General features: G+C 66.0%; 27 protein-coding genes. 13 read left to right on the forward strand and 14 right to left on the reverse strand.

What is annotated here, in order from left to right; all coding sequences use genetic code 11:
* Window positions 1–93 precede the first annotated feature (93 nt).
* Window positions 94–1,686, forward strand: coding sequence for an L-aspartate oxidase (gene nadB / locus AC3EDY_RS09035; protein WP_488572166.1), 1,593 nt, complete (start codon window positions 94–96; stop codon window positions 1,684–1,686).
* 51 nt (window positions 1,687–1,737) lie between these two features.
* On the opposite strand, the gene AC3EDY_RS09040 is transcribed toward nadB, so the two are convergent.
* Window positions 1,738–2,121, reverse strand: coding sequence for a GlsB/YeaQ/YmgE family stress response membrane protein (locus tag AC3EDY_RS09040; RefSeq protein ID WP_488572167.1), 384 nt, complete (start codon window positions 2,119–2,121; stop codon window positions 1,738–1,740).
* 393 nt (window positions 2,122–2,514) lie between these two features.
* Between AC3EDY_RS09040 and AC3EDY_RS09045 the strand changes: the two genes are divergently transcribed.
* Window positions 2,515–4,530, forward strand: coding sequence for a ribonucleoside-diphosphate reductase subunit alpha (locus tag AC3EDY_RS09045; RefSeq protein ID WP_488572328.1), 2,016 nt, complete (start codon window positions 2,515–2,517; stop codon window positions 4,528–4,530).
* Window positions 4,531–4,814: 284 nt separating this feature from the next.
* The gene (locus tag AC3EDY_RS09050; protein ID WP_488572168.1) at window positions 4,815–5,213 is read left to right on the forward strand and encodes a PepSY domain-containing protein; all 399 of its coding nucleotides are present in this window, start codon (window positions 4,815–4,817) and stop codon (window positions 5,211–5,213) included.
* 164 nt (window positions 5,214–5,377) lie between these two features.
* Here the strand turns inward: AC3EDY_RS09050 and AC3EDY_RS09055 are convergent, their stop codons facing one another.
* Window positions 5,378–5,641, reverse strand: coding sequence for a DUF2171 domain-containing protein (locus AC3EDY_RS09055; protein ID WP_488572169.1), 264 nt, complete (start codon window positions 5,639–5,641; stop codon window positions 5,378–5,380).
* Between the two features lie 220 nt (window positions 5,642–5,861).
* Here AC3EDY_RS09055 and AC3EDY_RS09060 point away from each other — a divergent pair, with 220 nt between their 5' ends.
* A complete protein-coding gene (locus AC3EDY_RS09060; RefSeq protein ID WP_488572170.1) occupies window positions 5,862–6,917 on the forward strand; it encodes a ribonucleotide-diphosphate reductase subunit beta in 1,056 nt (351 codons plus the stop codon).
* A gap of 70 nt (window positions 6,918–6,987) precedes the next feature.
* On the opposite strand, the gene AC3EDY_RS09065 is transcribed toward AC3EDY_RS09060, so the two are convergent.
* From AC3EDY_RS09065 to AC3EDY_RS09075, 3 genes are read right to left on the reverse strand one after another with little or no spacing between them, the layout of a single operon-like run.
* Complete coding sequence (locus tag AC3EDY_RS09065; protein WP_488572171.1) at window positions 6,988–8,394, reverse strand: SPOR domain-containing protein; 1,407 nt, start codon at window positions 8,392–8,394, stop codon at window positions 6,988–6,990.
* A 19-nt stretch (window positions 8,395–8,413) separates the two neighbouring features.
* Window positions 8,414–8,968: a hypothetical protein gene (locus AC3EDY_RS09070; RefSeq protein WP_488572172.1), complete on the reverse strand. Its 555-nt coding sequence runs from the start codon at window positions 8,966–8,968 to the stop codon at window positions 8,414–8,416.
* 17 nt (window positions 8,969–8,985) lie between these two features.
* Window positions 8,986–9,729, reverse strand: coding sequence for an AAA family ATPase (locus tag AC3EDY_RS09075; protein WP_488572173.1), 744 nt, complete (start codon window positions 9,727–9,729; stop codon window positions 8,986–8,988).
* A 281-nt stretch (window positions 9,730–10,010) separates the two neighbouring features.
* Between AC3EDY_RS09075 and AC3EDY_RS09080 the strand changes: the two genes are divergently transcribed.
* Window positions 10,011–11,192, forward strand: a complete 1,182-nt coding sequence (locus tag AC3EDY_RS09080; protein ID WP_488572174.1) for an SPOR domain-containing protein — start codon at window positions 10,011–10,013, stop codon at window positions 11,190–11,192.
* 96 nt (window positions 11,193–11,288) lie between these two features.
* Window positions 11,289–12,566 (forward strand): DUF418 domain-containing protein, encoded by a 1,278-nt coding sequence (locus AC3EDY_RS09085; RefSeq protein ID WP_488572175.1) that lies wholly within the window; start codon window positions 11,289–11,291, stop codon window positions 12,564–12,566.
* Here the strand turns inward: AC3EDY_RS09085 and AC3EDY_RS09090 are convergent.
* A complete protein-coding gene (locus tag AC3EDY_RS09090; protein ID WP_488572176.1) occupies window positions 12,538–13,188 on the reverse strand; it encodes a retropepsin-like aspartic protease family protein in 651 nt (216 codons plus the stop codon). The genes AC3EDY_RS09085 and AC3EDY_RS09090 overlap by 29 nt on opposite strands.
* 207 nt (window positions 13,189–13,395) lie before the next feature.
* Here AC3EDY_RS09090 and AC3EDY_RS09095 point away from each other — a divergent pair, with 207 nt between their 5' ends.
* Window positions 13,396–14,148 carry a L,D-transpeptidase family protein gene (locus AC3EDY_RS09095; RefSeq protein ID WP_488572177.1) on the forward strand — a complete coding sequence of 251 codons (753 nt, stop codon included), beginning with the start codon at window positions 13,396–13,398 and terminating at the stop codon, window positions 14,146–14,148.
* An 84-nt stretch (window positions 14,149–14,232) separates the two neighbouring features.
* A complete protein-coding gene (gene aac(3), locus AC3EDY_RS09100) occupies window positions 14,233–15,075 on the forward strand; it encodes an aminoglycoside 3-N-acetyltransferase (RefSeq protein ID WP_488572178.1) in 843 nt (280 codons plus the stop codon).
* Window positions 15,076–15,102: 27 nt separating this feature from the next.
* On the opposite strand, the gene AC3EDY_RS09105 is transcribed toward aac(3), so the two are convergent.
* From AC3EDY_RS09105 to AC3EDY_RS09140, 8 genes are all read right to left on the reverse strand, one after another.
* The gene (locus tag AC3EDY_RS09105; RefSeq protein WP_488572179.1) at window positions 15,103–15,834 is read right to left on the reverse strand and encodes a sigma-70 family RNA polymerase sigma factor; all 732 of its coding nucleotides are present in this window, start codon (window positions 15,832–15,834) and stop codon (window positions 15,103–15,105) included.
* Between the two features lie 43 nt (window positions 15,835–15,877).
* Complete coding sequence (locus AC3EDY_RS09110) at window positions 15,878–17,986, reverse strand: flagellar biosynthesis protein FlhA (RefSeq protein ID WP_488572180.1); 2,109 nt, start codon at window positions 17,984–17,986, stop codon at window positions 15,878–15,880.
* Window positions 17,987–17,992: 6 nt separating this feature from the next.
* Window positions 17,993–18,952: a lytic transglycosylase domain-containing protein gene (locus AC3EDY_RS09115; protein WP_488572329.1), complete on the reverse strand. Its 960-nt coding sequence runs from the start codon at window positions 18,950–18,952 to the stop codon at window positions 17,993–17,995.
* Window positions 18,953–19,206: 254 nt separating this feature from the next.
* Window positions 19,207–19,575 carry a flagellar protein FlgN gene (locus AC3EDY_RS09120; protein ID WP_488572181.1) on the reverse strand — a complete coding sequence of 123 codons (369 nt, stop codon included), beginning with the start codon at window positions 19,573–19,575 and terminating at the stop codon, window positions 19,207–19,209.
* Window positions 19,572–19,898 carry a flagellar biosynthesis anti-sigma factor FlgM gene (flgM, locus tag AC3EDY_RS09125; RefSeq protein WP_488572182.1) on the reverse strand — a complete coding sequence of 109 codons (327 nt, stop codon included), beginning with the start codon at window positions 19,896–19,898 and terminating at the stop codon, window positions 19,572–19,574. The genes AC3EDY_RS09120 and flgM overlap by 4 nt, the downstream gene beginning before the upstream one ends.
* 136 nt (window positions 19,899–20,034) lie before the next feature.
* A complete protein-coding gene (locus AC3EDY_RS09130) occupies window positions 20,035–20,574 on the reverse strand; it encodes a flagella basal body P-ring formation protein FlgA (RefSeq protein WP_488572183.1) in 540 nt (179 codons plus the stop codon).
* A gap of 73 nt (window positions 20,575–20,647) precedes the next feature.
* Window positions 20,648–21,094 (reverse strand): hypothetical protein, encoded by a 447-nt coding sequence (locus tag AC3EDY_RS09135; RefSeq protein WP_488572184.1) that lies wholly within the window; start codon window positions 21,092–21,094, stop codon window positions 20,648–20,650.
* Complete coding sequence (locus tag AC3EDY_RS09140) at window positions 21,091–21,849, reverse strand: MotA/TolQ/ExbB proton channel family protein (RefSeq protein WP_488572185.1); 759 nt, start codon at window positions 21,847–21,849, stop codon at window positions 21,091–21,093. Before AC3EDY_RS09140 ends, AC3EDY_RS09135 begins: the two co-directional genes overlap by 4 nt.
* Before the next feature lie 243 nt (window positions 21,850–22,092).
* On the opposite strand from AC3EDY_RS09140, the gene flgB reads away from it, so the two are divergent.
* From flgB to AC3EDY_RS09165, 5 genes are read left to right on the forward strand one after another with little or no spacing between them, the layout of a single operon-like run.
* The gene (gene flgB / locus AC3EDY_RS09145; RefSeq protein ID WP_488572186.1) at window positions 22,093–22,455 is read left to right on the forward strand and encodes a flagellar basal body rod protein FlgB; all 363 of its coding nucleotides are present in this window, start codon (window positions 22,093–22,095) and stop codon (window positions 22,453–22,455) included.
* A 2-nt stretch (window positions 22,456–22,457) separates the two neighbouring features.
* Window positions 22,458–22,874 (forward strand): flagellar basal body rod protein FlgC, encoded by a 417-nt coding sequence (flgC, locus tag AC3EDY_RS09150; protein WP_488572330.1) that lies wholly within the window; start codon window positions 22,458–22,460, stop codon window positions 22,872–22,874.
* Window position 22,875: 1 nt separating this feature from the next.
* Entirely contained in the window at window positions 22,876–23,232 is a 357-nt protein-coding gene (locus AC3EDY_RS09155; RefSeq protein WP_488572187.1) for a flagellar hook assembly protein FlgD, read from the forward strand.
* Window positions 23,233–23,263: 31 nt separating this feature from the next.
* Window positions 23,264–24,076: a flagellar hook-basal body protein gene (locus tag AC3EDY_RS09160; protein ID WP_488572188.1), complete on the forward strand. Its 813-nt coding sequence runs from the start codon at window positions 23,264–23,266 to the stop codon at window positions 24,074–24,076.
* Between the two features lie 21 nt (window positions 24,077–24,097).
* Window positions 24,098–24,853 (forward strand): flagellar basal body rod protein FlgF, encoded by a 756-nt coding sequence (locus AC3EDY_RS09165; RefSeq protein ID WP_488572189.1) that lies wholly within the window; start codon window positions 24,098–24,100, stop codon window positions 24,851–24,853.
* Window positions 24,854–24,874 lie beyond the last annotated feature (21 nt).

A 24,874-nucleotide genomic window follows, 5' to 3' on the forward strand; every position in this document is an offset into this window, starting at 1 on the left:
AGCCGGCCGATTGCCAAATGGCTTTTCAAACGGCAGCCGCCCGGGCAAAGAGACCCGCGTGAAGATTCCGCCTCTTTTTCGCAGGACCCGGCCATGAGCGGGCAGGATGTGGTTATCGTCGGCTCGGGTGCCGCAGGCCTTACGGCGGCGCTGGTTCTGGCCGAGCGCTGCCGGGTGCTGGTCCTGGCCAAAGGCCGCCTCGACGGTGGATCCACGGCCTGGGCGCAGGGGGGCATTGCCGCCGTGCTCGACGAAGGCGACACGTTCGAAGATCACGTGCGCGATACGATGATCGCGGGGTGCGGCCTCAATCGCCGGGAAACGGTGGAACATGTCGTCGAGCATGCGCCCGAGGCGATCGCCCGGCTGGCCCAGATCGGGGTGCCGTTCAACGAAGACGCCGGCAGCCTGCATCTGACGCGCGAAGGCGGCCATTCGCATCGGCGCATCGTGCATGTGGACGATGCCACGGGCGCTGCCGTGCAAAATGCGCTGATCCGTGCCGCGATGGCGCATCCCAACATCACTTTGAAGCCCGATATGGTGGCGATCGACCTGGTTACCGACCGCCATCGTTCCCACCCCAAAGGCGATCGGCGGGTATGGGGCGTCTATGCGCTCAATGCCGCGACCGGCAAGGTGGAGTGCCTGACGGCGCGGGCCACGATCCTGGCCACCGGCGGTGCCGGGCGCACCTATCTGTTCAGCACCGCTCCGCGCGGCGCCACTGGCGACGGCATCGCCATGGCCTGGCGCGCGGGCTGCCGCATTTCCAACATGGAATTCATGCAATTCCACCCCACGTGCCTTTACAATCTCGAGGTCAAGAACTTCCTGATCACCGAGGCGGTGCGCGGCGAAGGCGGCCATCTGAAAATCCCCCCGGGTTTTCCTGGTGGAGGCAAGCGCTTCATGCCGCGCTTCGACCCGCGCGAAGAACTGGCCCCGCGCGATGTGGTGGCCCGCGCGATCGACCACGAGATCAAGCGGCTGGGGCTCGATTACGTCCATCTCGACATCAGCCATCAGGATCCCGAGTTCGTCCGCGGCCACTTTCCCAACATCTACGAGCGACTGCTGGGGCTCGGCATCGACATGACGCGCGAGCCGATCCCGGTGGTGCCGGCGCAGCATTATACCTGTGGCGGCGTGCTGGTGGATCTGGCCGGGCGCACCGATCTGGCCGGGCTCTATGCGGTGGGCGAATGTTCCGAAAGCGGGCTGCACGGCGCCAATCGCCTGGCTTCGAACAGCCTGCTCGAATGCTTCGTCTTCGGCGACGCCGCCGCGCGCAACATTATCGATCGCTGGGACGCGTTTTCCCTGCCGCCCGCCGTGCGCGTGTGGGACGAAAGCCGCGTATCGGATTCCGACGAGGACGTGGTGATCAAGCAGAACTGGACCGAACTGCGCCGGTTCATGTGGAATTACGTAGGCATCGTGCGAACCAACAAGCGGCTGGAACGCGCCGCTCACCGCATCGCCATGCTCAAAAGCGAAATCCACGAATATTACGGCAACGTGCGCGTCACGGCCGATCTGATCGAGTTGCGCAATCTGCTCGAAGCGGCGGATCTTATCGTGCAGAGCGCCAGGGCGCGCCGCGAGAGCCGTGGGCTGCACTACAACCAGGATTTTCCGCAGGCCCAGCCGGCTGCGCGCGAAACGATCCTGGTCCCGGACTAAGCTTGAAGCGACTAGGCTCGAAGCGGCTAGGCTCGAAGCGGCGCCACCGGCTTACCAGACATGCCGGCCAAGGAAGATCAGCAGCATCGCGCCCACGGTCGAGGCCAGGCACCCAGCGCGGTCGAACCCGTCGCGCACACTGCCACGGCCGGCCAGGCTCGCCGCGAAGCCTGCCACCAATGCCCCGCCGATGCCAAGAAGGATCGTCCGCATCAGCCCCATTTCCACGGCCCCGGGATAGAAAAACCGGGCAGCGATGCCTACCATCAAGCCCAACAACAGCATCGAGAAAACATAGCCCATGACCAGAATTCCTTGATTTCGCGCCAGCAGCGCAGCCCCCGCGCGGCGTGTCGAACAACCGGGGATATCGCGCCAACCGTGGCTGGACATTTCGTTGTCCACAGCAAAGCCGGCAAGGGCAAAAAAATCCATGCCGCGGCACTTTGCCTCTTGAACCCATGGAAACCTCGCGCGTCGCTGCGCTGCAACGTGGCGTTTTAGCGACGAAGCGAATCGTGCTTGCGACGAATCGCATGCCTCCTACCGCAATGCCCCACTTGCCTGCCACTCGCGGTTCAAGCACTATGGGTTGTGGTCGCGTTGACCGGGGGCAACCAAACCTAGTTATCGTCAAGCGGTACCCATATCGGGTCGCGCGCCGTTCGATATCGAGCGGACCCTTTGACGTTGCTGGCGTTTTTGGTGTCGCGACTGGCACGATGATCGAACAGGGCGGGATTTTGTTCCCTTTCTGTTTCGTTGATGGCAAGCTGGGGAACGAGCGTGAATTTCAGGACCGGGGAACTGAGCGATGGGACGGCGTTGATGGCGCAGGACGAACTGGGACTGGAAGGTGGGCTGGCCACACTTGCAGCAAGGACGCAGGACATGCAGGCAGACGACAAGCACAATGCGGATGCTGCTGCGGACCCGGTGACGGCCCCGCCGGGAGCCCCTTTCGCAGCCGTTGCCACGGCGATTGCAGCGGATGCGGCGCGCGCGGCCGCGGTCAAGGCCCCGCTCGATTCCAAGTCAGTCAACCCGCGCCGCTTTGCCATCGTCACCGATGCGGCCCGTGATGCCAAGCTGACCGCGTTCGGCAAGGAAACGCTCGACGATCGCTATCTGCTGCCCGGCGAATCCTATCAGGATCTGTTTGCGCGCGTGGCCGATGCCTATGCCGATGATAAGGATCACGCCCAGCGGCTTTACGATTACATTTCCAACCTGTGGTTCATGCCGGCAACGCCGGTGCTGTCGAACGGGGGCACTGGCCGGGGCCTGCCCATTTCGTGCTATCTCAATTCGGTGGAAGACAGCCTCGAGGGCATCGTCAAGACCTGGAACGAGAACGTGTGGCTCGCCTCGCGCGGGGGCGGCATCGGCACCTACTGGGGCAACGTGCGGGGAATCGGCGAGAACGTCGGCCTCAACGGCAAGACCAGCGGCATCATCCCGTTCGTGCGCGTGATGGACAGCCTGACGCTGGCGATCAGCCAGGGTTCGCTGCGCCGCGGCTCGGCCGCCTGCTATCTCGATATTTCGCATCCCGAAATCGAGGAATTTCTCGAAATCCGCAAATCGTCGGGCGATTTCAACCGCAAGGCACTCAACCTGCACCACGGCGTACTGTTGTCCGACGCGTTCATGGAAGCCGTGCGCGACGGCACCGAATTCACCCTGCGGAGCCCCAAGGACAATTCGGTGCGCGGCAAGGTCGATGCCCGCTCGCTGTTCCAGAAACTGGTGGAAGTGCGTCTGGCCACGGGCGAGCCCTATATCGTCTTTTCCGACACGGTGAACCGCATGATGCCCCGGCATCATCGCGATCTGGGCCTCAAGGTTTCCACCTCGAACCTCTGTTCGGAAATCACGTTGCCGACGGGCATCGATCACCTCGGCAACGATCGCACGGCAGTGTGCTGCCTTTCCTCGCTGAACCTGGAAACCTGGGACGAATGGCAGGGCGACAAGCATTTTGTCGAGGACGTGCTGCGCTTCCTCGACAACGTGCTGCAGGATTTCATCGATCGCGCCCCTGACGAGATGGCCCGCGCCAAGTATTCCGCCGCACGCGAGCGTTCGGTCGGCATGGGGGTGATGGGCTTCCATTCATTCCTGCAGAAGAAGGGCATCGGGTTCGAATCCGCCATGGCCAAGGCGTGGAACCTCAAGATGTTCCGCCACATCGCCGCCAAAGCCGACGAAGCCTCGCTGCTGCTGGCCCAGGAACGCGGCCCCTGCCCCGATGCGGCCGACATGGGCGTGATGCAGCGTTTTTCGTGCAAGATGGCGATTGCCCCCACGGCATCGATCTCGATCATCTGCGGCGGCACGTCAGCCTGCATCGAACCGATTCCGGCCAACATCTATACGCACAAGACACTATCCGGCTCGTTCGTGGTCAAGAATCCCTATCTGGAAAAACTGCTGCGCGAGAAAGCCAAGGATTCCACCAACGTGTGGAATTCGATTCTGGAGCGGGGCGGTTCCGTCCAGCATCTGGAGTTCCTGTCGGCCGACGAGAAGGCGGTGTTCAAGACCAGCTTCGAAATCGACCAGCGCTGGCTGCTCGAATTTGCGGCAGACCGGACGCCCTATATCGATCAGGCACAGTCACTGAACCTCTACATCCCTGCCGACGTCGACAAGTGGGATCTGCTGATGCTGCACTTCCAGGCCTGGGAGAAGGGTATCAAGTCGCTCTATTACCTGCGTTCCAAATCGGTCCAGCGAGCCGGTTTCGCCGGCGGGGTGGAAGCGGACAACACCGCCGAGGCGCGGCGCATCGAACTGGACGTGAAGCAGACCGATTACGAGGAATGCCTGGCCTGCCAGTAACCGTGGGCATCGGATGTCGCGCCGAACCCTTTCGGTGGACATCCAGTGGCCGCATCGCCATGGGCACCGCCCGGCCCATTCGTTTCGCCCTTTTGCCAGCGTAGCCCCCATGCCGGACCGGACCACCTGCCTGATCATGTTACATATGGCGACATTTCGCGCCTTGCCCCCGGGGGCGGGGCAGCGGCACAACGGCGCCCGGCCTCGCCCGGCCGGCGTCGATGTCGGCCCGGAGGCCTGCACGGACGGCGGCATGGGGCGCATCAGCCATAGGGGATCGACCAATGCGCAAGTGGCATCGCTGGATTTCGGTGTTTTTCGGAATTTTCCTGTTGTGGATCGCCGTGACCGGCACGCTCAGCCAGATCGTGCCGCTGCTCAGCGGTGGCGAACGCAAGGCGCCCCCGGGCAAGGAAGCGCTCATGGCCGGTCCGCCGCCCGTACCGGCCTTCGTCTGTCCGGCGAACTACATATGCCGGCCCAAGCCGACCGGCGGCCGGTCGGTCGTCGGCCTGCTGCATCACCTGCATTCGGGGGAAAGCTTTGGCCCGGTGGGCGTGGCGATCAGCACGCTATCGGGCTTCGCCATGATTTTCTTCGGCGTTTCGGGCCTCTGGATGTATGTTCAGATGTGGCGCAACCGCAAGAATCGCGGCCTGAAGCCGGGCTGGTTCTGGGACTGAGTGTCAGGTTCCCGGTCCGCGCCGCGGTTGGGGCGGCCGTGGACGGAAAAAGCGTCCCGCAACGTACGACGTGGAGCGGGACGCCTTCCGGTCGCCAGGGACGACCTGGCCGCGAAGGGGACGCGGCTTTGCGGGAAACCGTGATCGGGACGGGGCGTGATGCGCTATTGCTCCCCTTCCTCTTCTTCGAACGTGATAGCGACATCGGCATTGGCCGAAAGGCGCACGATGTCATCCTCCACACCCGCCACAAGGCCCAGCGAAATGTAGTGATGGTGCCCGGCATGGGCGCCGCTTTCGGCCCTGGTCAGCTTGATGTGGTGCCCGTCGACATGATCGACCGTGCCCACCGGGGCACCGTCGGCGCCGATGACGGCCATGTGTTCGCGAATCTGGCTTGCGACGGGATTGCTGTCGTTGCCGGTCATGCCCAGCCTCCTCGATTGTCTGGCAAGGGAAACGCGGGTGTCTTTCGCCCGGATGCCCTTTTCCGAACAATGCCGCGCCGGGCGGGCCGTTCCCGTGTTCCGCACCTGCTCTTTCTGCCGGGTCGACCGGCACCGCCCGGCCCCGATACCGCCGTCGCTTCCCAGACCTTTCCCGCCGCTTGAAGCCTCCTATATCAGCCGATCCAACAGGACAGCCGCCATGCCTCTTCTCGAAGCCCGCAAAACCTACAAGCCCTTTGAATATCCCTGGGCCTACGAGTACTGGAAGCGCCAGCAACAGATCCACTGGATGCCCGAGGAAGTGCCGCTGGGCGAGGATTGCCGCGACTGGGCCCAGAAACTGTCGGACCACGAACGCAATTTGCTGACGCAGATCTTCCGCTTTTTCACCCAGGCCGACGTGGAAGTACAGGATTGCTATCACGAAAAGTATGGCCGGGTGTTCAAGCCCACCGAAGTGAAAATGATGCTGGCCTCGTTCTCCAACATGGAAACGATCCACATCGCCGCCTATTCGCACCTGCTCGACACGATCGGCATGCCCGAAAGCGAATACGGCATGTTCCTCGAATATGCCGAAATGCGCGACAAGCATGATTACATGCAGCAGTTTGGCGTGGAGAACGACGAGGATATCGCCCGCACGCTGGCCATGTTCGGCGGCTTTACCGAAGGGCTGCAACTGTTCGCTTCGTTCGCGATGCTGATGAATTTCCCGCGCTTCAACAAGATGAAAGGCATGGGCCAGATCGTAAGCTGGTCGGTGCGCGACGAATCGCTGCATTGCGAGGGCATAACGCGGCTGTTCAAGGAATTCTGTGCCGAGCGCCATTGCCTGACCAAGGCCGTGAAGGAAGATATTCTCGATTGCTGCCAGAAGACCGTGCGGCTCGAAGACGCCTTTATCGATCTGGCATTCGAACAAGGCCCGGTGCCGGGAATGAGCCCCAAGGAAATCAAGCGGTACATCCGCTACATCGCCGACTGGCGGCTGGGCCAGCTGGGCTTTGACCCGATCTACATGATCGAGGAACACCCCCTGCCCTGGCTTGCCCCGCTGCTCAACGGGGTAGAGCATGCCAACTTCTTCGAAACCCGCGCCACCGAATATTCCAAGGCCGCCACGCGCGGCAACTGGAACGACGTGTGGTCCAATTTCGACAACCGCCGCATGGCCAAGGCCGCCAATACCACGGCCGAACCGGCCGAGGCGGACGTGGACATGTTCGGCGCCGCCGGCATCGCCGCCGAGTAACGCCTGGCGTGCCGGTTCATGGCGGGGGAGTGGATAGGCTTCCCCGCCCCGGCTTCAATCGCGGTCCTGATCAGCGGCGGTTGCTGGCGAAACGCACGGCCGGCGCCGCCCCGGGCCGGCCGGTGACCGGGCTGTCGAGCACGATGCACGCACCGCCCTTGGCCTTGACCGAGCCGCACAGCGACCGCGCCGGATCGGCGCTGGCAAAGCCCGCGGCCTGGGTACGCCAGAATTGCTTGCCGTTGACCGTTGCCGGGGTGATGACCAGGCGGTAGCTCTTGAGCGCGGGGTTCATCGCCAGATAGTGGCGCCAGGCGCGGTGTGCGCCTTCCTGGGTGGAGAAGGCGCCAAGCTGTACCAGATGCGTGCCAGCGGGCCGTGCGTCGGGGCGCGCAGCCAGGCTGGCAGCGCGGACTTGAGCGGCGCGGGCCACCAGGGCGGGCGCACGGTCCGCCTTGGCGGGCTTGCGCAGAAGCAGCGGAGCGGGGACCGCGGCAATGCCGGCACGCGGCGCCGGTGCCAGGGCCGGAGAAGATCCGGCCGGCGCCGTGGCGCCAGCGGCGGCAGATGGGGGCATGTCGATCGCCGCCAGCTTTTCCACAGAGGATGCGGCGCTGGCATCGGCCATTTGCGGTTGCGCAGCGCCATTGTCGATGGCGGGCAGTTCCTGCGCAGCGAATTGGGCCAGCATGGGTGCGGCGCCGGCCTGGGCGGTAGCTGCTTCGACCGCCTGCTCAACCGGCTTGCCGGCCGTGCCGGGCGCGGGGGAATTGACCAAGGCCAACGCAATGGGCTGGCCTTCGTCGTCCATGCGCACCGGCACGCCCAGCACGCTGGCCACGCGCAGGCGCATGTTGCCCGGATCGCTCAATTGCGCCCACTGCGCCATGCGACCGGGAACCTGGTCGGCCGGAACATCTTGCGCCGCCATTTCGCGCGCTTCGCGCCAATGGCCAGCCATGGCCAGGGCATAGGCCAGGTTCTGGCGCAGCTTGGGCGTGTCGTCACCGGCGCGCACCGCGTTGCTCAACAGAGCCACCGCCTGATCGGCCTGGCCGGCAAGGGCGAGGGCAAGCCCGTAATCGGCCACCGGAATCTGCTGGCGATGGGCAACCAGCGTATCGAGAGCGACATCGCCGTGGCCCAGCGCAATATCGGTCAATGCCAGGCTCAACGCCACTTTGCCGTCATCCAGGCCAAGTTCCATGGCATCGTCATAGGCCTGGCGCGCGGCCAGGAAGCGGCCCGCGCGCATATAAGCACTGCCAAGCAGCATGCGATAGCCGGGGTTGCGCGGATCGGCGAGCACGGCCTGTTCGGCCAGCGCAACCGCCTTGACGGCTTCCCCGCCATTCAGTTTCGCCTGTGCACGGGAAGCTGTCTGGCCAGGATGAGACGTGCCCTGGGCACACCCGGAAACGAGGCCGGCGGCAAGCGCCGTAGTGGCAAGCATGCGGAACATCTGGTGCGCGATCATGATATTTCCCGGCATGAGATCAGCGTGGCCGCCGCTTGGCAGCGGGGTGCGCGTGGGGCGAGAGGGCGGATTGGGCAAGTTCGGCAAGCACGTCTTCCAGGCCGGGCGTGGCATCGACCAGGCGATCCAGGGCTTCGACCAGCAAGGCCTGGGCGCTGCGCTGTTCGGCGGTGCAGCAGGCGCGCAACAGGGCGTGGCGGCGCGGATCGAGCCGCAAGGTGAAAGCCACTTTCCGGCCCGGCAGCTGCTCCACATCCTGCGTGGCACGGCGATTGGCGGCAACCTTGCGCTCCATCAGCGCCGGAAGCTGAACGATCTGGCGCAGCACTTCGGGGCGGCGTTCATCTTCCCCGGCTTCCTCAAGAGCCACAACTTCGGCAAGCGGCAGGGCATCGGCCAGCGGCGGCAGGGCGGCCGGCGGCGGCAGGGCGGCCGGCGCCGGATCGGCCTGAGCATCTCCGGTCCTGGCCCAATCGAGCGAGACATGGCCGCGCATGGCCGGGCGCGCCGTGCCCTTGCGCGCCAGCAACGATGCGGTGAGCGAGGCAAGAGGCTTGGCTTCCGGGCTGGGCATAAGCGGTTCCCTTGCGCTCACGAGCCGATCACGCGACGGCCGAAGTTACCCACCGGGCGCGGCGCAACGCCGCCAAGCGCGCTGACCGGCGCCATGACGGCCTGCCCCTGCTGCGGCACGGCAAACACGGTGCGGCGAAAGTTCTTTTCGAGCCGTTCGGATATATAGCTCCACAGCTGGGCGATTTCGGCGGCGGACTTGCCGGCGGGATCGACTTCCATGACGGTGCGCCCGTCGATCATCGACGCGGCGAAATCGGTGCGGTGGTGCATCGTGACCGGCGCCACGGTACCATGCTGGGAAAGCGCGACGATCGCTTCGGCCGTGATGCGCGCCTTGGGCGTGGCGCCGTTGACCGCAAAGATCAGCGGCTTGCCGGCGCGCTCGCACAGATCGACCGTGGCCCCCACCGCGCGCAGATCATGGGGCGATGGCCGGGTCGGCACCACGATCAGTTCGGCAAGCGCGATGACCGACTGGATCGCCATGGTGATCGCGGGCGGTGTATCGATCACCGCCAGCTTGAAACCCTGCTGACGCAGCAGTTGCAGATCCTGGGCCAGACGGCCCACGGTGGTTTGCGCAAAGGCGGGAAAATCGGCTTCGCGCTCGTTCCACCAATCGGCGAGGGAACCTTGCGGGTCGATATCGATCAGCACCACCGGTCCGGCACCGGCACGCTGCGCCTGCACGGCGAGGTGGCCGGACAACGTGGTCTTGCCCGATCCGCCTTTCTGCGAAGCCAAGGCCAATACGCGCAAGATGTCCCCCTGAAACTGCAGTGCGATCAGATGAGGGGGATTCGCAGATTGCGCTGAAATTTTGGTTAACACTCCAGCCGTGAAGGTGCTGGTTGCGCCACGCCCTGCATGGCCGCCGAACCGGTGCCCGGAATATGCGCTGCCGCGCATGCGGCCACGCCGGCGGTGACGAGACGGGAAAAGTTGTTTACCATTTCCGCGCAAGTGCTTTGCGAAATCATCGGTTCAACCAACGGCAAGAGATTCGTTTCGCCATGACAGCCCCGCGAACCACGACAGGCATGCGAACCACGACAGGCACCATCCGGGCCATGGCCGCGCTTGCCGCGATGGCCGCACTGCTTCCCGCCGTGGCACGGGCCGATGTCCGCGACGGGGTGAACGCATGGTCACGCGGGGACTATGCCGCCGCTGTCCAGCAATGGCAGGGACCAGCGGCCAGCGGCGATGCCGATGCGCAATTCAACATGGGCCAGGCGGCCAAGCTGGGGCGTGGGATGCCCAGGGACATGGCCAGAGCCGAAGACTGGTTTCACAAGGCCGCGCGCCAGGGCCACGCCCGCGCGGCCGACAACTATGGCATCCTCCTGTTCCAGACGGGACGCCAGACGCAAGCGGTGCCATGGCTGAAAGCCTCGGCCGATCGCGGTGAACCGCGCGCGATGTACGTTCTGGGCGTGGCCGCATTCAACGGCGATTTCCAGCCCAAGGATTGGGTGCGCGCCTATGCCCTGATGACGCGAGCGGCCGCCGTGGGCCTGCCCCAGGCAATCGACAGCCTGCGCATGATGAACGAAGTGATCCCCCTGCAACAGCGCCAGATGGGCGCCTCGCTCGCCAGCGAACTGGAAACGCGCACCAGCGATCAGCGTTCGCGCGAACTGGCCGCTGCCGAACTTGGCGTTGCGACGCCCGCACCCGAAGCGCCGTCCGGCGCGCCCGTTGCGGCCACCGCGGCACGCTTGCCGGGGATCCCCGCGACCCGGCCCGGCCCGGCGCCGCTCACGCCGGTAGATCTGCCGCCGTCGCAGGCCATGGCAGCCACGGACGGCGACGACCGGGTCATGGCCGGAGCAAGCTATGCCAATCCGGTGGAAGTGCCGCGGCCTCGCATGGCCGCGCCCGCTGCGGCGCAGCCTGCCCGGCCCAGGCTGGCCGCCGTGCCCCAGCCCGTCCCTCCCGCAAAGGCACTGTCCGGCGTGCAGCCGCCGAAAGAGATCGTGCGGGCCGCAACGGGCGCCTGGCGCCTGCAACTGGGCGCCTTTGCGCAAAAGGGCAATGCCGATGGCTTGTGGGCGCGCGTGCGCGGGCGGCCGGAAATGGCCGGGCACCCACGCATCGATCTGACGCAGGGCAGCGTCACCCGCGTTCTGGCGGGCGGCTTTGCCAACCAGGCCGAGGCCGCCCGTGCCTGTGCCGCATTGAAAAGCGCGGGCGTGGATTGCATTCCGCTCAGGCCCTAGACGGCTTTGACCCAGCCGATTAGAGGCCCAGGCCGATCGGGAGTCACGCAAAATTGGGCTTTGCGCCCTCGCCGTGCCGGGTGCATGGCGGCGGGCATGAACATGGGTGACGTTCCCGTTCCCACGGGTGGGCAACCCCCGCCGCCACGCATTGCAGCGCTGGATTTCCTGCGCGGGCTGGCGGTGCTGGGTATACTGGCGATCAACGTCACCGGCTTCTGGGGGCCCCAACTGGCCAGCCTCAGCCCGGCGCTGCCGCAGCCGGACGGGGCAGGCCTGGCCTGGTTCGTGGCCAGCTTCGTGCTGTTCGACGGCAAGATGCGCGGCCTGTTCACGCTGCTGTTCGGGGCCAGCATGGTGCTGTTCGCGCAAAGCGTGCAGCGCCGGGGCCTTTCGCCCGATGCCGTGCAGGCGCGGCGCCTGCTGTGGCTGCTGCTGTTCGGCTATCTGCACTATGCGCTGCTGTGGTGGGGCGATATCCTGTTTGCCTATGCCCTGTGCGGCTTGCTGGCGATGCCGCTGCGGCGCCTCGACCCGGTGCCGCTGCTGGCCATCGCGCTGCCGGTTTTCGTGCTTGCGCATGCGCTTGACGGGCTGGCGGCGCTGCCGGCGATCGCCGTTGAACAGCGGGCCCTGGCCGGGATCGGCACGCCGGCCGACCGGGCCGCGATGGCCGATATCGCTGCCCGCATCGGCCAGTCGCTTGCCGCAGATGGTAAGGTGCTGCGTGCCGGCTGGGGCGAGGCCGTGGCGCTGCGCACCCTAGGCACACCCGCTTTCCCGCTGACGGCCACGCTCAACACGTTCAGCGAAACTTTTCCGCTGATGCTGATTGGCATGGCCTTGCTGAAAAATGGCTTTTTCACCGCGCGCTGGCCTCGCCGCGCCATGGTGGCCACGGCCATCGCCGGAATCGGCGTGGGCGGAGCAGCCACCGCCGCGCTGGCCTGGTGGGCGGATCGTGCCGGATGGCCGCCGCAACTGACCTTCGCCGTCACTACCGACCTTGTTGCGCTGCCACGCCTGGCCATGACTCTGGGCTATGCCGCGGCGCTGTTGCTGGCCTGGCCCGCACTGGCGCTAAAAGCCGTAGCGCGGGCGCTGGTGGCTGCGGGACGCTGCGCTTTCACCAATTACATCGGCACCAGCGTGGTCATGAGCGCCTTGTTCTGCGGCTGGGGTGCCGGTCTGGGCTGGGGTGGCAACCATGCGGTGCCGCGCGCCAGCCTGCCGCTGTTCGCGGTCGGCGGCTGGATGCTGATGCTGGCCTGGCCAGGGGTCTGGCTGACCCGGTTCGGCCAGGGTCCGCTGGAATGGGGATGGCGGAGGCTGACGTTCCGGAGCGTCAGACCACCTGCGGATGGCGCGGCGTAAGGATCAGCACGCCTTCTTCCACCCGCCAGCCTTTCAGGCGGTTGAGAAAGTTCATGCCCAGCACGTTGAGGCCGCCCGTGGTGTCGCTGACCACTACGTCCATGTCGCGCGCCACGATCGAACCGAATTTCAAAGTCTCCATCCGCGCCATCTGCGCTTCCATGTCGCCATTCGCCGTGCGCATGACCACCGGCAGGCGCAAGGGATCGGGCTCTATCGCCGCAGCGTTCGCGCCTTCGGCCGATAGGGTGGTGATCGTGGCGCCGGTATCGACCATGAAACGCGTGCGCGTGCCGTTGACACTGGCCTCGATCCAGTAGTGCCCGTCGGCCGCCAGCGGCACCCGAACTTCGCCCCCGGCCACTTGCGCCTCGGGCATGCCGATGCTGGGCATGAAGCGCGCGAACGACGGGTCGAGGTGAACGAAGCGCAAGCAGGCCACGGCAAACACGCCCACCAGCACCAGATTGCCGCAAAACCGCATGAGGCGGGCGAGGGCGCCGCCGCCAAAGCCGGCAAAGACAACCAGGACCATCGCCACCAGAGCGGCCGCCAGCAAGGGCGACGGGCTGGTAAGCCACGGTGGCAGGGTACCGAGCAGATGCGCAGGATCGATCATCATGGCCTTCCTGCCACAGCCAACCTTGCCGCAAGCTGAAACATGGCGAAAAGTCCTTGCCGGGGCCTTGCGACATCGGGGGAAGCGGGGCCGTTAACGTTGCCGGCCGGCGATGTCCCCGGGCGGGACGGGGAGGATCGAACGCTTTCCCCGTGCGTGGGCAGAAGCTATCGTTACCAAGCTGTCGTCAGTGTGAAAGGACGGTTTGGCATGGCGGGCGGGCCGATGCGATGGCGCGCGTTTTTCTGGCCGGGTGGAAAAACCCCCGGCGCACGCAAGGCGCGCTGGCTGCGCCTGGGCGTGCTTGCCCTGGGCACCTGTGCCACGGGGCTGGCCATGCTGCTTGCGTTTCACGTTGGCCAGGATCTGGCGCGCAGCCTTGCCGGGGACGATGACGATGCCCCCGCCGCGCTGCCTACGGCATTGGCGCAGACGGGCGCACCCTCGGCCGTATGGGGGCCACCCTCCCCTGCTCCGGCCCCACCCGGCCCGAATACGCCCTTCGTGGTCAAATCTGTGCTGCGCATCGACGGTCCGATCCGCTTTGGTGAATTCTATTGGGACGAAAGCCGGGGCGAGCCGGGGCCGCTGGTCATCACGGTCGACCTCTCCGCCCGCGTCCTGTCGGTGTTCCGCAACGGGCACGAAATCGGCGCAACCGCGATTCTCAAGGGCTACGGCGACAAGCCCACGCCGCTGGGCGTCTTTCCCATCACTCAGAAGGATGCCACCCACGTTTCCAGCATCTATGACGCACCAATGCCGTGGATGCTGCGGCTTACCAACGATGGCGTCTCGATCCATGGATCGAAAGTGGAGAAAGGCTATGCCACCAATGGCTGCGTGGGCGTGCCGAACGAATTTGCCAAGCGCCTGTTCAAAGTGGCAAGCTTGGGCGACAAGGTCATCGTCACCGACGGCAAACGGCTGGACGTGGGCGGATCGATCAACCCGGGTGCCTAGGCGCCCCTTTCTTGCGCCAAGTGGTTCGGGCTGTCGCCCTTGAAGCATTTCCCATAGTCTGCCCTCTCCGGTCATTCTGGCTCTATGGAGGACGCCTTGCCCGATTTCCGCACCCGCGCCTCGCTGGGCCAGGACCTGATCCGCCTCGGCTTGCAAGCAGGCGACACCGTGATGGTTCATGCAGCCATGCGCCGGGTGGGGCCGCTTCTCAACGGGCCCGATACGCTGTCGCACGCCATTCTCGACGTGATCGGCCCGGACGGCACGATGCTCGTCTACACCAGTTGGGACAGCTTTCACGAGGATCTGCTGGACCATGAAAGCCGCGTTTTGCCCGAGTGGCGGGATCATCTGCCAAGGTTCGATCCGGAAACGTCACGTGCCACACGGCTGAACGGCGTGATTGCCGAATTTGTCCGGACAATGCCAGGCGCACGACGCAGCGCCAACCCTGGCGCATCGGTTGCGGCGGTTGGCAATCTGGCCGACTGGATCACCGCCGATCACCGGCTTGACTATGGCTATGGCGAAGACACGCCCTTTTCCAGGCTGGTCGCGACAGGTGGCCGCGTCCTTATGGTGGGCGCGCCGTGGGATACCATGACGCTGGTCCATCATGCCGACCATCTTGCCGACATACCCGGCAAGAAAACGGTCCGGATCGAAACGCCGTTTGCCGGGCGCGACGGCATCACATGGCGGTTCGTGGAAGAATTCGATACGACCGAACCCGTCCACGCGGCTTTGCCGGAAAACTACATCGAGCAGATCGTGACCGCCTATGTCGAAACTGGCGGCGGCCGCCAGGGCCTGATCGGTGCGGCGCCTTCGCTGTTGGTCGATGCCCGCCCTATCCTGGCCTTCGCGGTCCGCTGGCTTGAAACTCGGGTGACCGAACACCGATCCGGAAACGTCGGCATGGAGTAGGTTCCCGGGTCGATGGCAAAGCGGCGATTACACTAAGTCGAACGCGCTTCCCAGTGTGACGCGCAGCTTGTCGATCGCCTGGGCTTTCAGCTGGTGAACGCGCGGCACCGAGATTTCGAGCACCTGGGCGATTTCCGCCAGGTTCAGCTCTTCGACGAAATAGAGCTGGATGACGAGTTGCAACCGATCGGGCAGCTCGGCAATCGCGGCGGCCAGCATCTGCCGGCTTTCGGCGTCGGCCAGCTGGGCAAAAGCATCGGGGCGGTCATCGGCAAAGGCCGCGTCGCTGTCGGAATAGGCATCGTCGATGGCCTCGATCCGCACCGGCTCGCTTGCCGCGCGCAGTTCGGCCAGTTCGCCGCTAGACAGGCCCAGCGCGGTGGCCAGTTCGGGCTCGGTGGGCATGCGGCCCAGCTCGACGGTCAACTGGTTGGTCTTTTCGCGCAACGTGCGCCGCCGGTCGGACGAGGTGCGCGACAGCGGCATGGTCCGCCGCAGCAGATCGACCATGGCGCCACGCACGCGCAGCTTGGCATAGGCGGCAAAGCCATCTTCCGTGGGGCCGCAATGCCGCTGCGCGCATTCGGTCAATGCCACCAGCCCCGCCTGGACCAGGTCATCGACATCGATACCGGCATGGCCCGATCCATGGACATGCCAGGCCAGGCGGCGCACCATCGGCAGAAACCGGCGAATGCGATCGGCGGTATCGTCACGATAGGCACGCGAGGCGGCAAAGCTGCGATGATCGTGTTTCATGAAAACTCTTTTTCTTTGCATAAATGGATGGGTGCAGCGGCAATCAGGCGGCCAGCGCGGGCTCGGCCGGCGGCGGCAGCTGCGGCGGCCCGGTGGGCGTCTCCTCGCCGATCACGGCAACCACTTCGATGGGCTGGGTCGGCGGCAACTCGGCGATCGACAGCACCAGGCAGGCGGGCGCGCGCTGGCGCATCAGCGTGGCCAGAACACGCCGGGCGCGTGGCTGCACGATCAGCGCTGGCGGGATCGCGCCAGGCCCGCGCTGGGCGATGATGGCATTGACCCGTTCGCCGATCGTGCGGGCAAGATCGGGTTCGATCACCGGCAGGCCAGTGACCGGATCCTGCATCCCGCCCACGATCATCCCTTCGAGCTGGGCCGACAGCGTCAGGACGGGCAGTCTTTCGGCCGGGCCGCAGACCCGCGCCACGATCAGCCCGCCCAGTTCCGCCCGCAGCAGATCGACCAGCCTGTCGTGATCGGTGGTCTGCAGCACCGCCTGGCTGAGGGCGGCAAGGATCGGCATGGGGTGGGCGATCGTCACCCCGTCTTCCAGCAGGGCATGGAGCAGGCGGGTGAGCGCGGCGAGCGAGAGGGGCTGCGGGTGGAGCGTTTCCACAAGGCCAGGCGCCCGATCGCGCACGGCGTCCAGGATGGCGCGCACTTCGTCGGGCCCCAGCAGCATTTGCGGCCGTTCGCCCAGCAGCTGGTTGAGATGGGTGGCGATTACCGTGCTGGCATCCACCGTCAGGAAACCTTCCCCGATGGCCTGATCGCGCAGATGATTTTCGATCCACAGCGCGGGACAGCCAAAGCTGGGATCGCGCGTGGCCTCCCCGGCCAGGCCATGATCGGCGCGCGCTTCGCCGGCATCGATGGCCAGAACGCGATCGGCCCGCACCACCGCCCCGCCCAGCGGCACGCCGCCCAGCATGATGCGATAGTCGTTGGGGCCAAGATCGAGGCTGTCGCGCACCCGGAACTGCGGCACGACGAACCCGAACGCCTGGCTCAGCTGCTTGCGCACGCCGGTGATCCGCGTCACCAGCGGCGATCCGCGCCGTTCGTCCACCAGATGGACCAGGCCGTAACCCAGCTCGATGGTCACCAGCGTATGATCGCTCACTTCCTCCAGCGTGATCCGCGCCGGATCGCTGGGTGGGGCTTCGGGCTCCATCACCGGCTCGGGGCGGCGCGCACGCTGGCGCAAGGCCCACCACAGCCAGCCGGCCCCTGCCGCCGCGGGCAGGAATACCGATTGCGGCATGGCCGGAATGACACCGATCGCGCCCAGGATCACCGCCACGGGCAGCCAGGTGGCGGGGTTCGCAAACTGGTGGCCGATCTGGCCGGCCAGATCGCGGCTGTCGGACACGCGGGTGACGATCACCGCCGCCGCGATCGACAGCAGCAGCGAGGGCACCTGCGCCACCAGCGCATCGCCGACGGCCAGCGTGACATAGCGCTGCGCCGCTTCCCCGGCGCTAAGACCGTGGCTGATCATGCCAAGGCAGAAGCCTGCCAGGATGTTGACGCCCAGGATCAGCAGTGCGGCGATCGCATCGCCTTTCACAAACTTGCTGGCACCGTCCATCGCGCCATAGAAGTCCGCCTCGGTGGCCACTTCGCGGCGGCGGGACTTGGCTTCGTCGGCACTCATCAGCCCAGCGGCCAGATCGGCATCGATCGCCATCTGCTTGCCGGGCAAGGCATCGAGGGTGAACCGCGCGGACACTTCCGAAACGCGGCCGGCCCCCTTGGTTACCACCACCAGGTTGATGATCATCAGGATCATGAACACGAACAGGCCGACGGCAAAGTTGCCGCCCACCAGGAAGGCGCCAAACGCCTCGATAACGTGGCCCGCCGCGGCTTCTCCTTCGTGGCCGCGCACCAGCACAATGCGGGTCGAAGCGACGTTGAGCGCCAGGCGCAGCAGTGTGGCGAACAGCAGCACCGAGGGGAAGGAACTGAAATCCAGCGGCTTTTCCGCGTTCATCGCCGCCATCAGGATGGCCACCGACAGCGCGATGTTGAGCACGAAGAACACGTCGAGCAGCACCGAAGGGAGCGGCACGATCATCAGCACGATGAGCATGAGGATGCCGGCCGGAAGGGCCATGGCACCGGGCGAGGCGAAGCGCTTGAACATGGCGGTCTAGAGTCCCATTGCCTTGAGCCGGCCATAGGCACGGGTGACATGATCGGTGCCCGGCATTGCCGGGCCGGCGAGCGCGAACGTCTCGCGCAGGGTATCGGCCATCGATGTTCGCGCGGCAGTGCCGCCGCTGCTTCCCGATGGCGCTGCATCCCCGGCCACCTGCTGGAATTCCTGGGCCACCGGCCCGCCGGTATAGCTTTGGCGGGGCGCGCCCAGATCGGGCGCGCCCGAGGGCGCTTCGGCCCAGGGGCCATCGAGCCCGGCAAGATCGCCATAAGGCATGGTGGCCAGCGGCCATTGGCCTGAAAGTGGCGGCATGGCGCTGCCGCTGCCGGCCGCCTCCAGCCGGCTGCGCAGCAAGGCCATGACCCCTTCGAGCGAGCGCGGCGCCCCGCTGCGGTCATAGAAGATCGCGCGATTGGCACTCGCCGCCTTGGGCAGCAGGGCTGCGGCGCTGGCATCGGGATCGGTGCTTAACGCGGTGAGGAACCGGCCCGCGCCGTCCGCGCCCAGGAAGTGTGCCAGATAGAGTTCGGCATGGTCGGGATCGCGGCCCAGGGTGGCGGACAGCGCGGCGCGGTTGTCGTTGGCCAGATCGCCGGCCAGCAGCGCCGAAAGCTGCGGATCATGGCGCATCGCCAGAAGCTGGCTGCGCAGGGCCGGATTGGCGACGGCATCGCTGGCCCAGTCGAGTCCATGATCGGCGCCATGGCGCGCCAGCGTGGAGAGCCAGGTCTGGCCGGTGAACTGATAGAGCCCGGCGGCGCTCGAGGTGCGCGCCCGCGCGCGCGGGTCGAGCCCGGATTCGAGCCGGGCCTGTGCCAGGAGATATTTGAAATCGACCCCTGTCGCGCTGGCGGCCGTGGCGATCGCCGCATGGACAGGGCTGGCCGATGCCGCCCCGCCGGCACTTCCCGCTATTGCCGGATCGGCAAAGCCAGCGGCAGATGTTTGCACTGAACTCAAGGCTGTTATCCTTGTATTTGCAGCGGCTGAAAGAGCAGGGCCAAGACCCCGCGCCGCGACAAGGATAGATCAGCAAAGGTTGTGCCAGTTTACGTAAAACTGAATGAAATGTTCAAAATCAGTATTTTGCTGCGCACAAACAAAGTGCCGCGTGACAACCCGGAACGGGCGGCACGCGGCACCGGAGGGATTTTGCCGGTTGAGCGCGCAAGGCACGCTGCCGCCGACATGATGTGCGGAGGGCGCTAACGCACCCGGGCCGTGCGCGCGTGATGGACGCGCACCTGTGCGGCGCGGGCACGATAGACTGCCGGTGCCCCGGTCAAGGCATCGAGCCGCGCCGCGACATTGGCTGCGATGAGGTTGCGCACGCGGCGGTTGGCCTCGTTAAGGCGGCGCGCTGCATCGACCATGCCCCGGCATTCCTCGTCGATCGCGTCAGAAGCCACGGTTTCGAGGCGGGTGCACAAGGCCGCCTTGTCCACCGCACAGCCCATGATCGCATCCATGTCCAGACCCGCGAGCGCCTGGCGCTCGTCGTGCAGCAGAGCAATCATTTCGCCCAGTGCCAGGCGCAGGTCGGTGGGATGGCAAATCGGTGCGTCAGCGATCATCGGTTGGTCCTCAGCAGCATGCCAGCGGCAATCATGGCATCGGCGATCCGCGCGGGAATGACCGGATAGTGGCCATCCTCGATCGCCTTGCGAATTTCGGCGACGCGATCGTTATCGACCGGCACTTCGCCGGCGCGGGTCGCATCGCTGGTGGCGACGGTCGCGGCAGTCGCCGCGCCCGCTTTGGCCGCGGCCGACGGCGCGGCCGGGGCATCAGGTACAGCAGTTACTGCCGGGGTGGCCGGGGCCGGCGCATCGGCAGAAACTGCCTTGGCCTGGACCGCGCCAACCGGCCGCGACGCTCCGATTTCGATGTTGGACATGGTCGAACTCCTCGGGGTTATGCCGGGAAGAACGGTATCGGTGGCGAACCTTTAAGGGCCGGGCGGCGGATTTTTGCCGGCTGGATTTTCGTGGCAGGCATGATGTCCATGCCTGATGTCCATGCCGCGCGGCTGCTCAATCCACCGGCACTTCCACCAGGCCCGGCCGCACGATGCGCCCCCGCAAGGCGTCGGCGCGCGCACCGGTCCGCACGCGGACCCAGCCGCCGACCGGCCCCGGATCAAGCGCTTCGCCCGACTGCTCCACCGAAAAACCCTCTCCCACCATGGCGATCGTCACGCTTTCGCCGCGCTGGATCGCTGGCGTTGCCGGGGCCGGCGCGGCTTCGGCCAATGGCGGCGCAACCGGCACGAACAGCCGCCAGCCGCCCACATCGGGGCAGCGCACGGTAATGCTGTCGTGCGCGCCCATGCGCCAGCCGAGCACCAGAGGCGCGGTGCACGCCGCAAGGCGCAGACGGCGATCCACCGGCTGCGCAGCGCCGCCGGGCACGCCGATGGTGCGTCCTGTGAATTGCGCCACGGCCTGATCGATCGCGGCCGGATCGGCAAACCGCGCGGCCGGCGCATGGGCGATCTGGCCGCGGGCTGCCGGAACGGCAAGGCTGGCGGCAGCAAGGGCGGCAAGAACGGGCCGAAGCGGGGCAGCGATCATTGGCTTTTCCTGAAAGGTGGCAAGTCTGCCGGATCGATCAGCAAAAGATATGCCACATTGCCTGGGCAGGCCGTCACGAGCCCTCCTCGTCATAGCCGAGCATGACGCTTGCGCCCGGATGCGGGCCTGGCTCCACGACCAGGCGTGCGCTGGCAGCCCGCCGGCCAGCAAGGCGCGCCAGCCCTGCGGCCTTGTCCAGCGCGGCTTCGCGCCCGCCCGGGGACGGGCCATAACGGACAGCGATCGATAGGCGCAGCCGCGGATCGGCCGCCTGATCGGCCAGCCAGCGCGCCAGTGGTGGCGCACCTGGCCCGTCGCGCCACACGCCCACCGGCTCTGCCTGTTGTGACGGCGCCAGGTTAAGCGGGGTTTCGGGCAGCAGCAGCGCCGGCGCTGCCACGCTTGCCTGTCCAGACCCGTCGCGGGCGGCAGACAAGGCGGATGCGCAGATCATGAACAGGATCAGGGCCAGATCGGCCAGAATGGTCTGCCACCCGATCTGCCCAGGGCGCGCGATCATGCCACCTCGCGCGGGTCGTCCGCGGCCCCTGGCGTGCCCTCGGCCGGGCTGGCCATCAGGGGCATGGGCGAAGGATCCGGGGCCTGAGGCCGATGGGACGCATGCGGCGCCGCCGACGTGGCGCGATGGCGATCGGGGCAGGCCGGGCCGACCTGATCCGCCAGCCAGGTCATTACCTCGGCTCGGGCCTCTTCCTCGGCTTGCGACGCGCGCTCGACCGCGCGACCCAGTGGCCCCATGACGATATGTGCAAGCAGCAGGCCGTAAAGGGTGGTCAGCACGGCCATGGAAATCGCGCCGATGAAATTGCCGTGCGCCAGGCTCTCCACTTTGAGCTGACTGAGCGCCACCAGCGTGCCGGCAAGACCGAAAACCGGCGCAAGATCGGCCGCTTGGCCCAATGTGCGCGCGGCGGCCGTCGCCCGGCGCAAGCGCACGCGGCGCGAAGCCTCGTGCTGTTCGATCAGCCCGTCGAGCGAACGGGTGCGGACCAGCGCGCTCGTGGCGGAGTCGAATTCGCGATCGGCCAGACGGCGCGGATTGGCGCGGATGACCCCGTCCCGGCGGATCAGGGCCACCTCGCGCGCCAGTTCGGCGCGCATGGCATCGGCCTTGAAACGGGGCCGGAACAGGCCGGCAACGGCACGCAGAGCGGTGATGCTGTCGCGCCCGCCGCAGCGCAGTACGGTGCCGGCCAGCGTGCCGCCAACCACGATTGCGGCCGATTGGCCGTCCAGCAGGTGTGTAAGGTCCATCCGGCCTTGTCTTTCGCAAGCTTTGGCGTCTTTCGCGCAAGCTTCAATGACCAGAACGGCGGCCCGCCCACCGTTTTCAGGCCCGGACGGCAACACTTGCCGGCATTTCGGCAAGACCTTGCCGCGCAAGCCCGGCGCAGACCGGCCCGACCGGCGCGTTTTCCCCGCCCCGTGGCAGTTGGCACGCCCCTTGCTGAACGGTGGGCATCGTTTGTTTGCCCAGGGAAAGCGAAAGCACGACCGATGAGCCAGAGTGCATCGAACAACGGCCTGTTCGGCATCCATGGTGCCGCGCTGGAATTGCGCGCCACGCGCCTGGGGCTGCTGGCCTCGAACATCGCCAATGCCGCAACGCCCGGCTACAAGGCGCGCGACATCGATTTCGGCGCGGCGCTCAAGGCGCGGCTTGCCGGTGCAACCGAAAGCCAGGCAGAAGCCGGCGCCACGCTCTATCGCGTGCCGGTCATGCCCAGCCTGGACGGCAACACCGTGGAAATGGCCACTGAACAGACGGCCTTTGCCGAGAACGCGGTGGGCTATGCCGCCACGCTGGAATTCATCAAAGGGCGCGTGGGTCAGATCACCCGCGCGCTCAAGGGTGAATGACGATGGCCGGCAATGGCAACACGCCGCTCACGCTCTTTGGTGTCACCGGGCGGGCGATGTCCGCGCAGCTCGTGCGCATGAACGCGGCCGCATCGAACCTGGCGAACGCCGGCAATGTCGCCAGCAGCGATGCCGCCGCCTATCGCCCGCTGCGCCCGGTCTTTGCCGAGGAACTCGATCGCCGCACCGGTCTGGCCACCGTCAAGGTCAAAGGCGTCTACCGCACCGACGCCAGCGCCGTGCGCACGCACGAGCCAGACAACCCGCTGGCCGATGCCAATGGCGACGTCTGGGCCGCGCCTGTCGATGAAAACGCCGAGATGGTCGAGATGATGGAAGCCAGCCGCCAGTACCAGAACGTGGTGGAAGCCATGCAGACCGCCAAGCAACTGATGCTCGATACGATGAGGATGAAGTGACATGACCACCGTTAATTCGACAAGCGCTGCCAGCGCGGCCGACAACACCTCCACCAAGAACAGTTCGTGGAGCAACCTGGACGCCGACGACTTTATCAAGATGCTGACGGCGCAGTTGCAGAATCAGGACCCTACCGATCCTGTGGACAATACCGAGATGGTGGCTCAGCTCGCCCAGATTTCGACAGCGTCCAATTCCAGCGAGACCAACAGCGTGCTGAGCAAGATTTCCGAAAAGCTCGACACGCTCGATTCCTCCGCTTCCAACGACCAGATCGCCGCCACGCTCAAGACCATTTCGGCGCAGTTGGCCTCGATCACCGCCGCGCAGAACGCCGCGAGCACGCCGGCCGCCTGATTCTTTCTTCCAACCGACAGGAACGCAGCCCATGTCTTTCTACACCTCGCTCAACGGCCTCAAGAACGCGCAGACCGATCTCAACGTCGTGAGCAACAACATCGCCAACTCGGAAACCAACGGCTTCAAGAAAAGCACGGTCAGCTTTGCCGACGTGGTCGCCGGGACCGCGTTCACCAATCCGCGCCTGATCGAAGGGATCGGTGCCAAGGTCGAAGCGATCACCCAGAACTTCAAGCAGGGGCCGCTCGAATCCACAGGTTCCTCGCTCGATGTCGCGGTCAGCGGCGACGGGTTCTTCACGGTCAAATCGCCCACCACGGACGAGACGATGTACACCCGCAACGGCGCTTTCCAGATGGATTCCGACGGTTACATCACCGATACCCGCAGCAACCGCCTGCAGGTCTATCCGACCGATGCCAGCGGCGCGGTTACCAGTACGACCATGACCGATTGCCAGGTTCCCACGACCAATGCCGCCAATGCGACGTTCGCCGGGCTGACGGTTTCGGAGAACGGCAACGTCACTGCCAGCTATGCCGACGGCAGCAATGTCGTGGTCGGCAAGATCGGCCTTGCCACATTCCTCAACACCCAGGGACTGCGCCAGCAAGGCGCGGCCAACTGGACCGCGACGGGCCTTTCCGGCGTGGCGAACTATGGCGAGCCCAACAACGGCCAGTACGGCAAGCTCATGTCGGGCTATCTCGAACGGTCCAACGTGGAAGTGTCGGACGAACTGGTCGGCCTGATCGTGGCCCAGCGGGCCTATCAGGCCAATGCCAAGGCCATCGACACCGCGACCCAGGCCACCCAGGCCATCCTCAACCTGCGCACGTAACGACGAGGGAGGCGCCCGGCCATGGACCGGCTGATCTACACCGCCTATTCCGGCATGAGCGGATCGATGGTGCGCCAGCGCGTGATCGCCAGCAACATGGCCAACGCGCAGACCATCGGTTTCCGCCAGGAAATGTTGAGCGCCACGCCGATCACCCTGAAAGGCCCCACGCTGGAAGCCCGCGCCATGACCGAGGGCTATGTCCAGGGGGCCAGCATGAAGCAGGGCGCGACGATCGCGACGAACAACCCGCTCGACGTCGCGCTTTCGGGCGATACCATGCTCGCCGTGCAGGCACAGGACGGGACCGAGGCCTATACCCGGCGCGGGGACCTCAGCATCACCGCCGACGGCGTGCTGCAAAACGGCGACGGGCGGCCGGTGATCGGCGATGCGGGGCCGATCACTGTCCCCCCCGACGCGATCCTGACCATTTCGCCCGATGGCAGCGTGATGGCCGGCGATGCGCAGAACCCGTCAGCCCCGCCCCAGGCACTCGCCCGCATCAAGCTGGTTTCCACCCAGGGCAGCCAGGTGGGCAAGGGCCTCGACGGGCTGTTCCGCGTGAGCGGCCCGGGCAACGCGGCCGCCACTCTGCCGCAGGATGAGGACGCCCGCCTTACCTCCGGCGCACTCGAGCAATCCAACGTCGATCCGACACAAGTGATCGTCGAGATGGTCGAGGCCCAGCGCCTGTTCGACATGCGCACCAAAGTGGCCGCCGCCGCGCGCGAGGTGGACGAGAAATCCGCAGGCCTCATGCGCATCAACACCTGACGATCCAAGCTGAAAGAGATC

Source organism: Novosphingobium sp. DS6-6, from assembly GCF_057784975.1.

Coding starts and splice junctions, on each gene's coding strand:
- AC3EDY_RS09105 (WP_488572179.1), bottom strand. CDS start 15,834: ATGAAACACGATCATCGCAGCTTTGCCGCCTCGCGTGCCTATCGTGAC.
- AC3EDY_RS09120 (WP_488572181.1), bottom strand. CDS start 19,575: ATGATCGCTGACGCACCGATTTGCCATCCCACCGACCTGCGCCTGGCA.
- AC3EDY_RS09165 (WP_488572189.1), top strand. CDS start 24,098: ATGGACCGGCTGATCTACACCGCCTATTCCGGCATGAGCGGATCGATG.
- flgC (WP_488572330.1), top strand. CDS start 22,458: ATGGCCGGCAATGGCAACACGCCGCTCACGCTCTTTGGTGTCACCGGG.
- AC3EDY_RS09140 (WP_488572185.1), bottom strand. CDS start 21,849: ATGGACCTTACACACCTGCTGGACGGCCAATCGGCCGCAATCGTGGTT.
- AC3EDY_RS09130 (WP_488572183.1), bottom strand. CDS start 20,574: ATGATCGCTGCCCCGCTTCGGCCCGTTCTTGCCGCCCTTGCTGCCGCC.
- AC3EDY_RS09160 (WP_488572188.1), top strand. CDS start 23,264: ATGTCTTTCTACACCTCGCTCAACGGCCTCAAGAACGCGCAGACCGAT.
- AC3EDY_RS09090 (WP_488572176.1), bottom strand. CDS start 13,188: ATGATGATCGATCCTGCGCATCTGCTCGGTACCCTGCCACCGTGGCTT.
- AC3EDY_RS09055 (WP_488572169.1), bottom strand. CDS start 5,641: ATGACCGGCAACGACAGCAATCCCGTCGCAAGCCAGATTCGCGAACAC.
- AC3EDY_RS09065 (WP_488572171.1), bottom strand. CDS start 8,394: ATGATCGCGCACCAGATGTTCCGCATGCTTGCCACTACGGCGCTTGCC.
- AC3EDY_RS09070 (WP_488572172.1), bottom strand. CDS start 8,968: ATGCCCAGCCCGGAAGCCAAGCCTCTTGCCTCGCTCACCGCATCGTTG.
- AC3EDY_RS09050 (WP_488572168.1), top strand. CDS start 4,815: ATGCGCAAGTGGCATCGCTGGATTTCGGTGTTTTTCGGAATTTTCCTG.
- AC3EDY_RS09085 (WP_488572175.1), top strand. CDS start 11,289: ATGAACATGGGTGACGTTCCCGTTCCCACGGGTGGGCAACCCCCGCCG.
- flgM (WP_488572182.1), bottom strand. CDS start 19,898: ATGTCCAACATCGAAATCGGAGCGTCGCGGCCGGTTGGCGCGGTCCAG.
- nadB (WP_488572166.1), top strand. CDS start 94: ATGAGCGGGCAGGATGTGGTTATCGTCGGCTCGGGTGCCGCAGGCCTT.
- AC3EDY_RS09095 (WP_488572177.1), top strand. CDS start 13,396: ATGGCGGGCGGGCCGATGCGATGGCGCGCGTTTTTCTGGCCGGGTGGA.
- AC3EDY_RS09060 (WP_488572170.1), top strand. CDS start 5,862: ATGCCTCTTCTCGAAGCCCGCAAAACCTACAAGCCCTTTGAATATCCC.
- AC3EDY_RS09045 (WP_488572328.1), top strand. CDS start 2,515: ATGGCGCAGGACGAACTGGGACTGGAAGGTGGGCTGGCCACACTTGCA.
- flgB (WP_488572186.1), top strand. CDS start 22,093: ATGAGCCAGAGTGCATCGAACAACGGCCTGTTCGGCATCCATGGTGCC.
- AC3EDY_RS09040 (WP_488572167.1), bottom strand. CDS start 2,121: ATGGATTTTTTTGCCCTTGCCGGCTTTGCTGTGGACAACGAAATGTCC.
- AC3EDY_RS09110 (WP_488572180.1), bottom strand. CDS start 17,986: ATGTTCAAGCGCTTCGCCTCGCCCGGTGCCATGGCCCTTCCGGCCGGC.
- AC3EDY_RS09135 (WP_488572184.1), bottom strand. CDS start 21,094: ATGATCGCGCGCCCTGGGCAGATCGGGTGGCAGACCATTCTGGCCGAT.
- AC3EDY_RS09080 (WP_488572174.1), top strand. CDS start 10,011: ATGCGAACCACGACAGGCACCATCCGGGCCATGGCCGCGCTTGCCGCG.
- AC3EDY_RS09155 (WP_488572187.1), top strand. CDS start 22,876: ATGACCACCGTTAATTCGACAAGCGCTGCCAGCGCGGCCGACAACACC.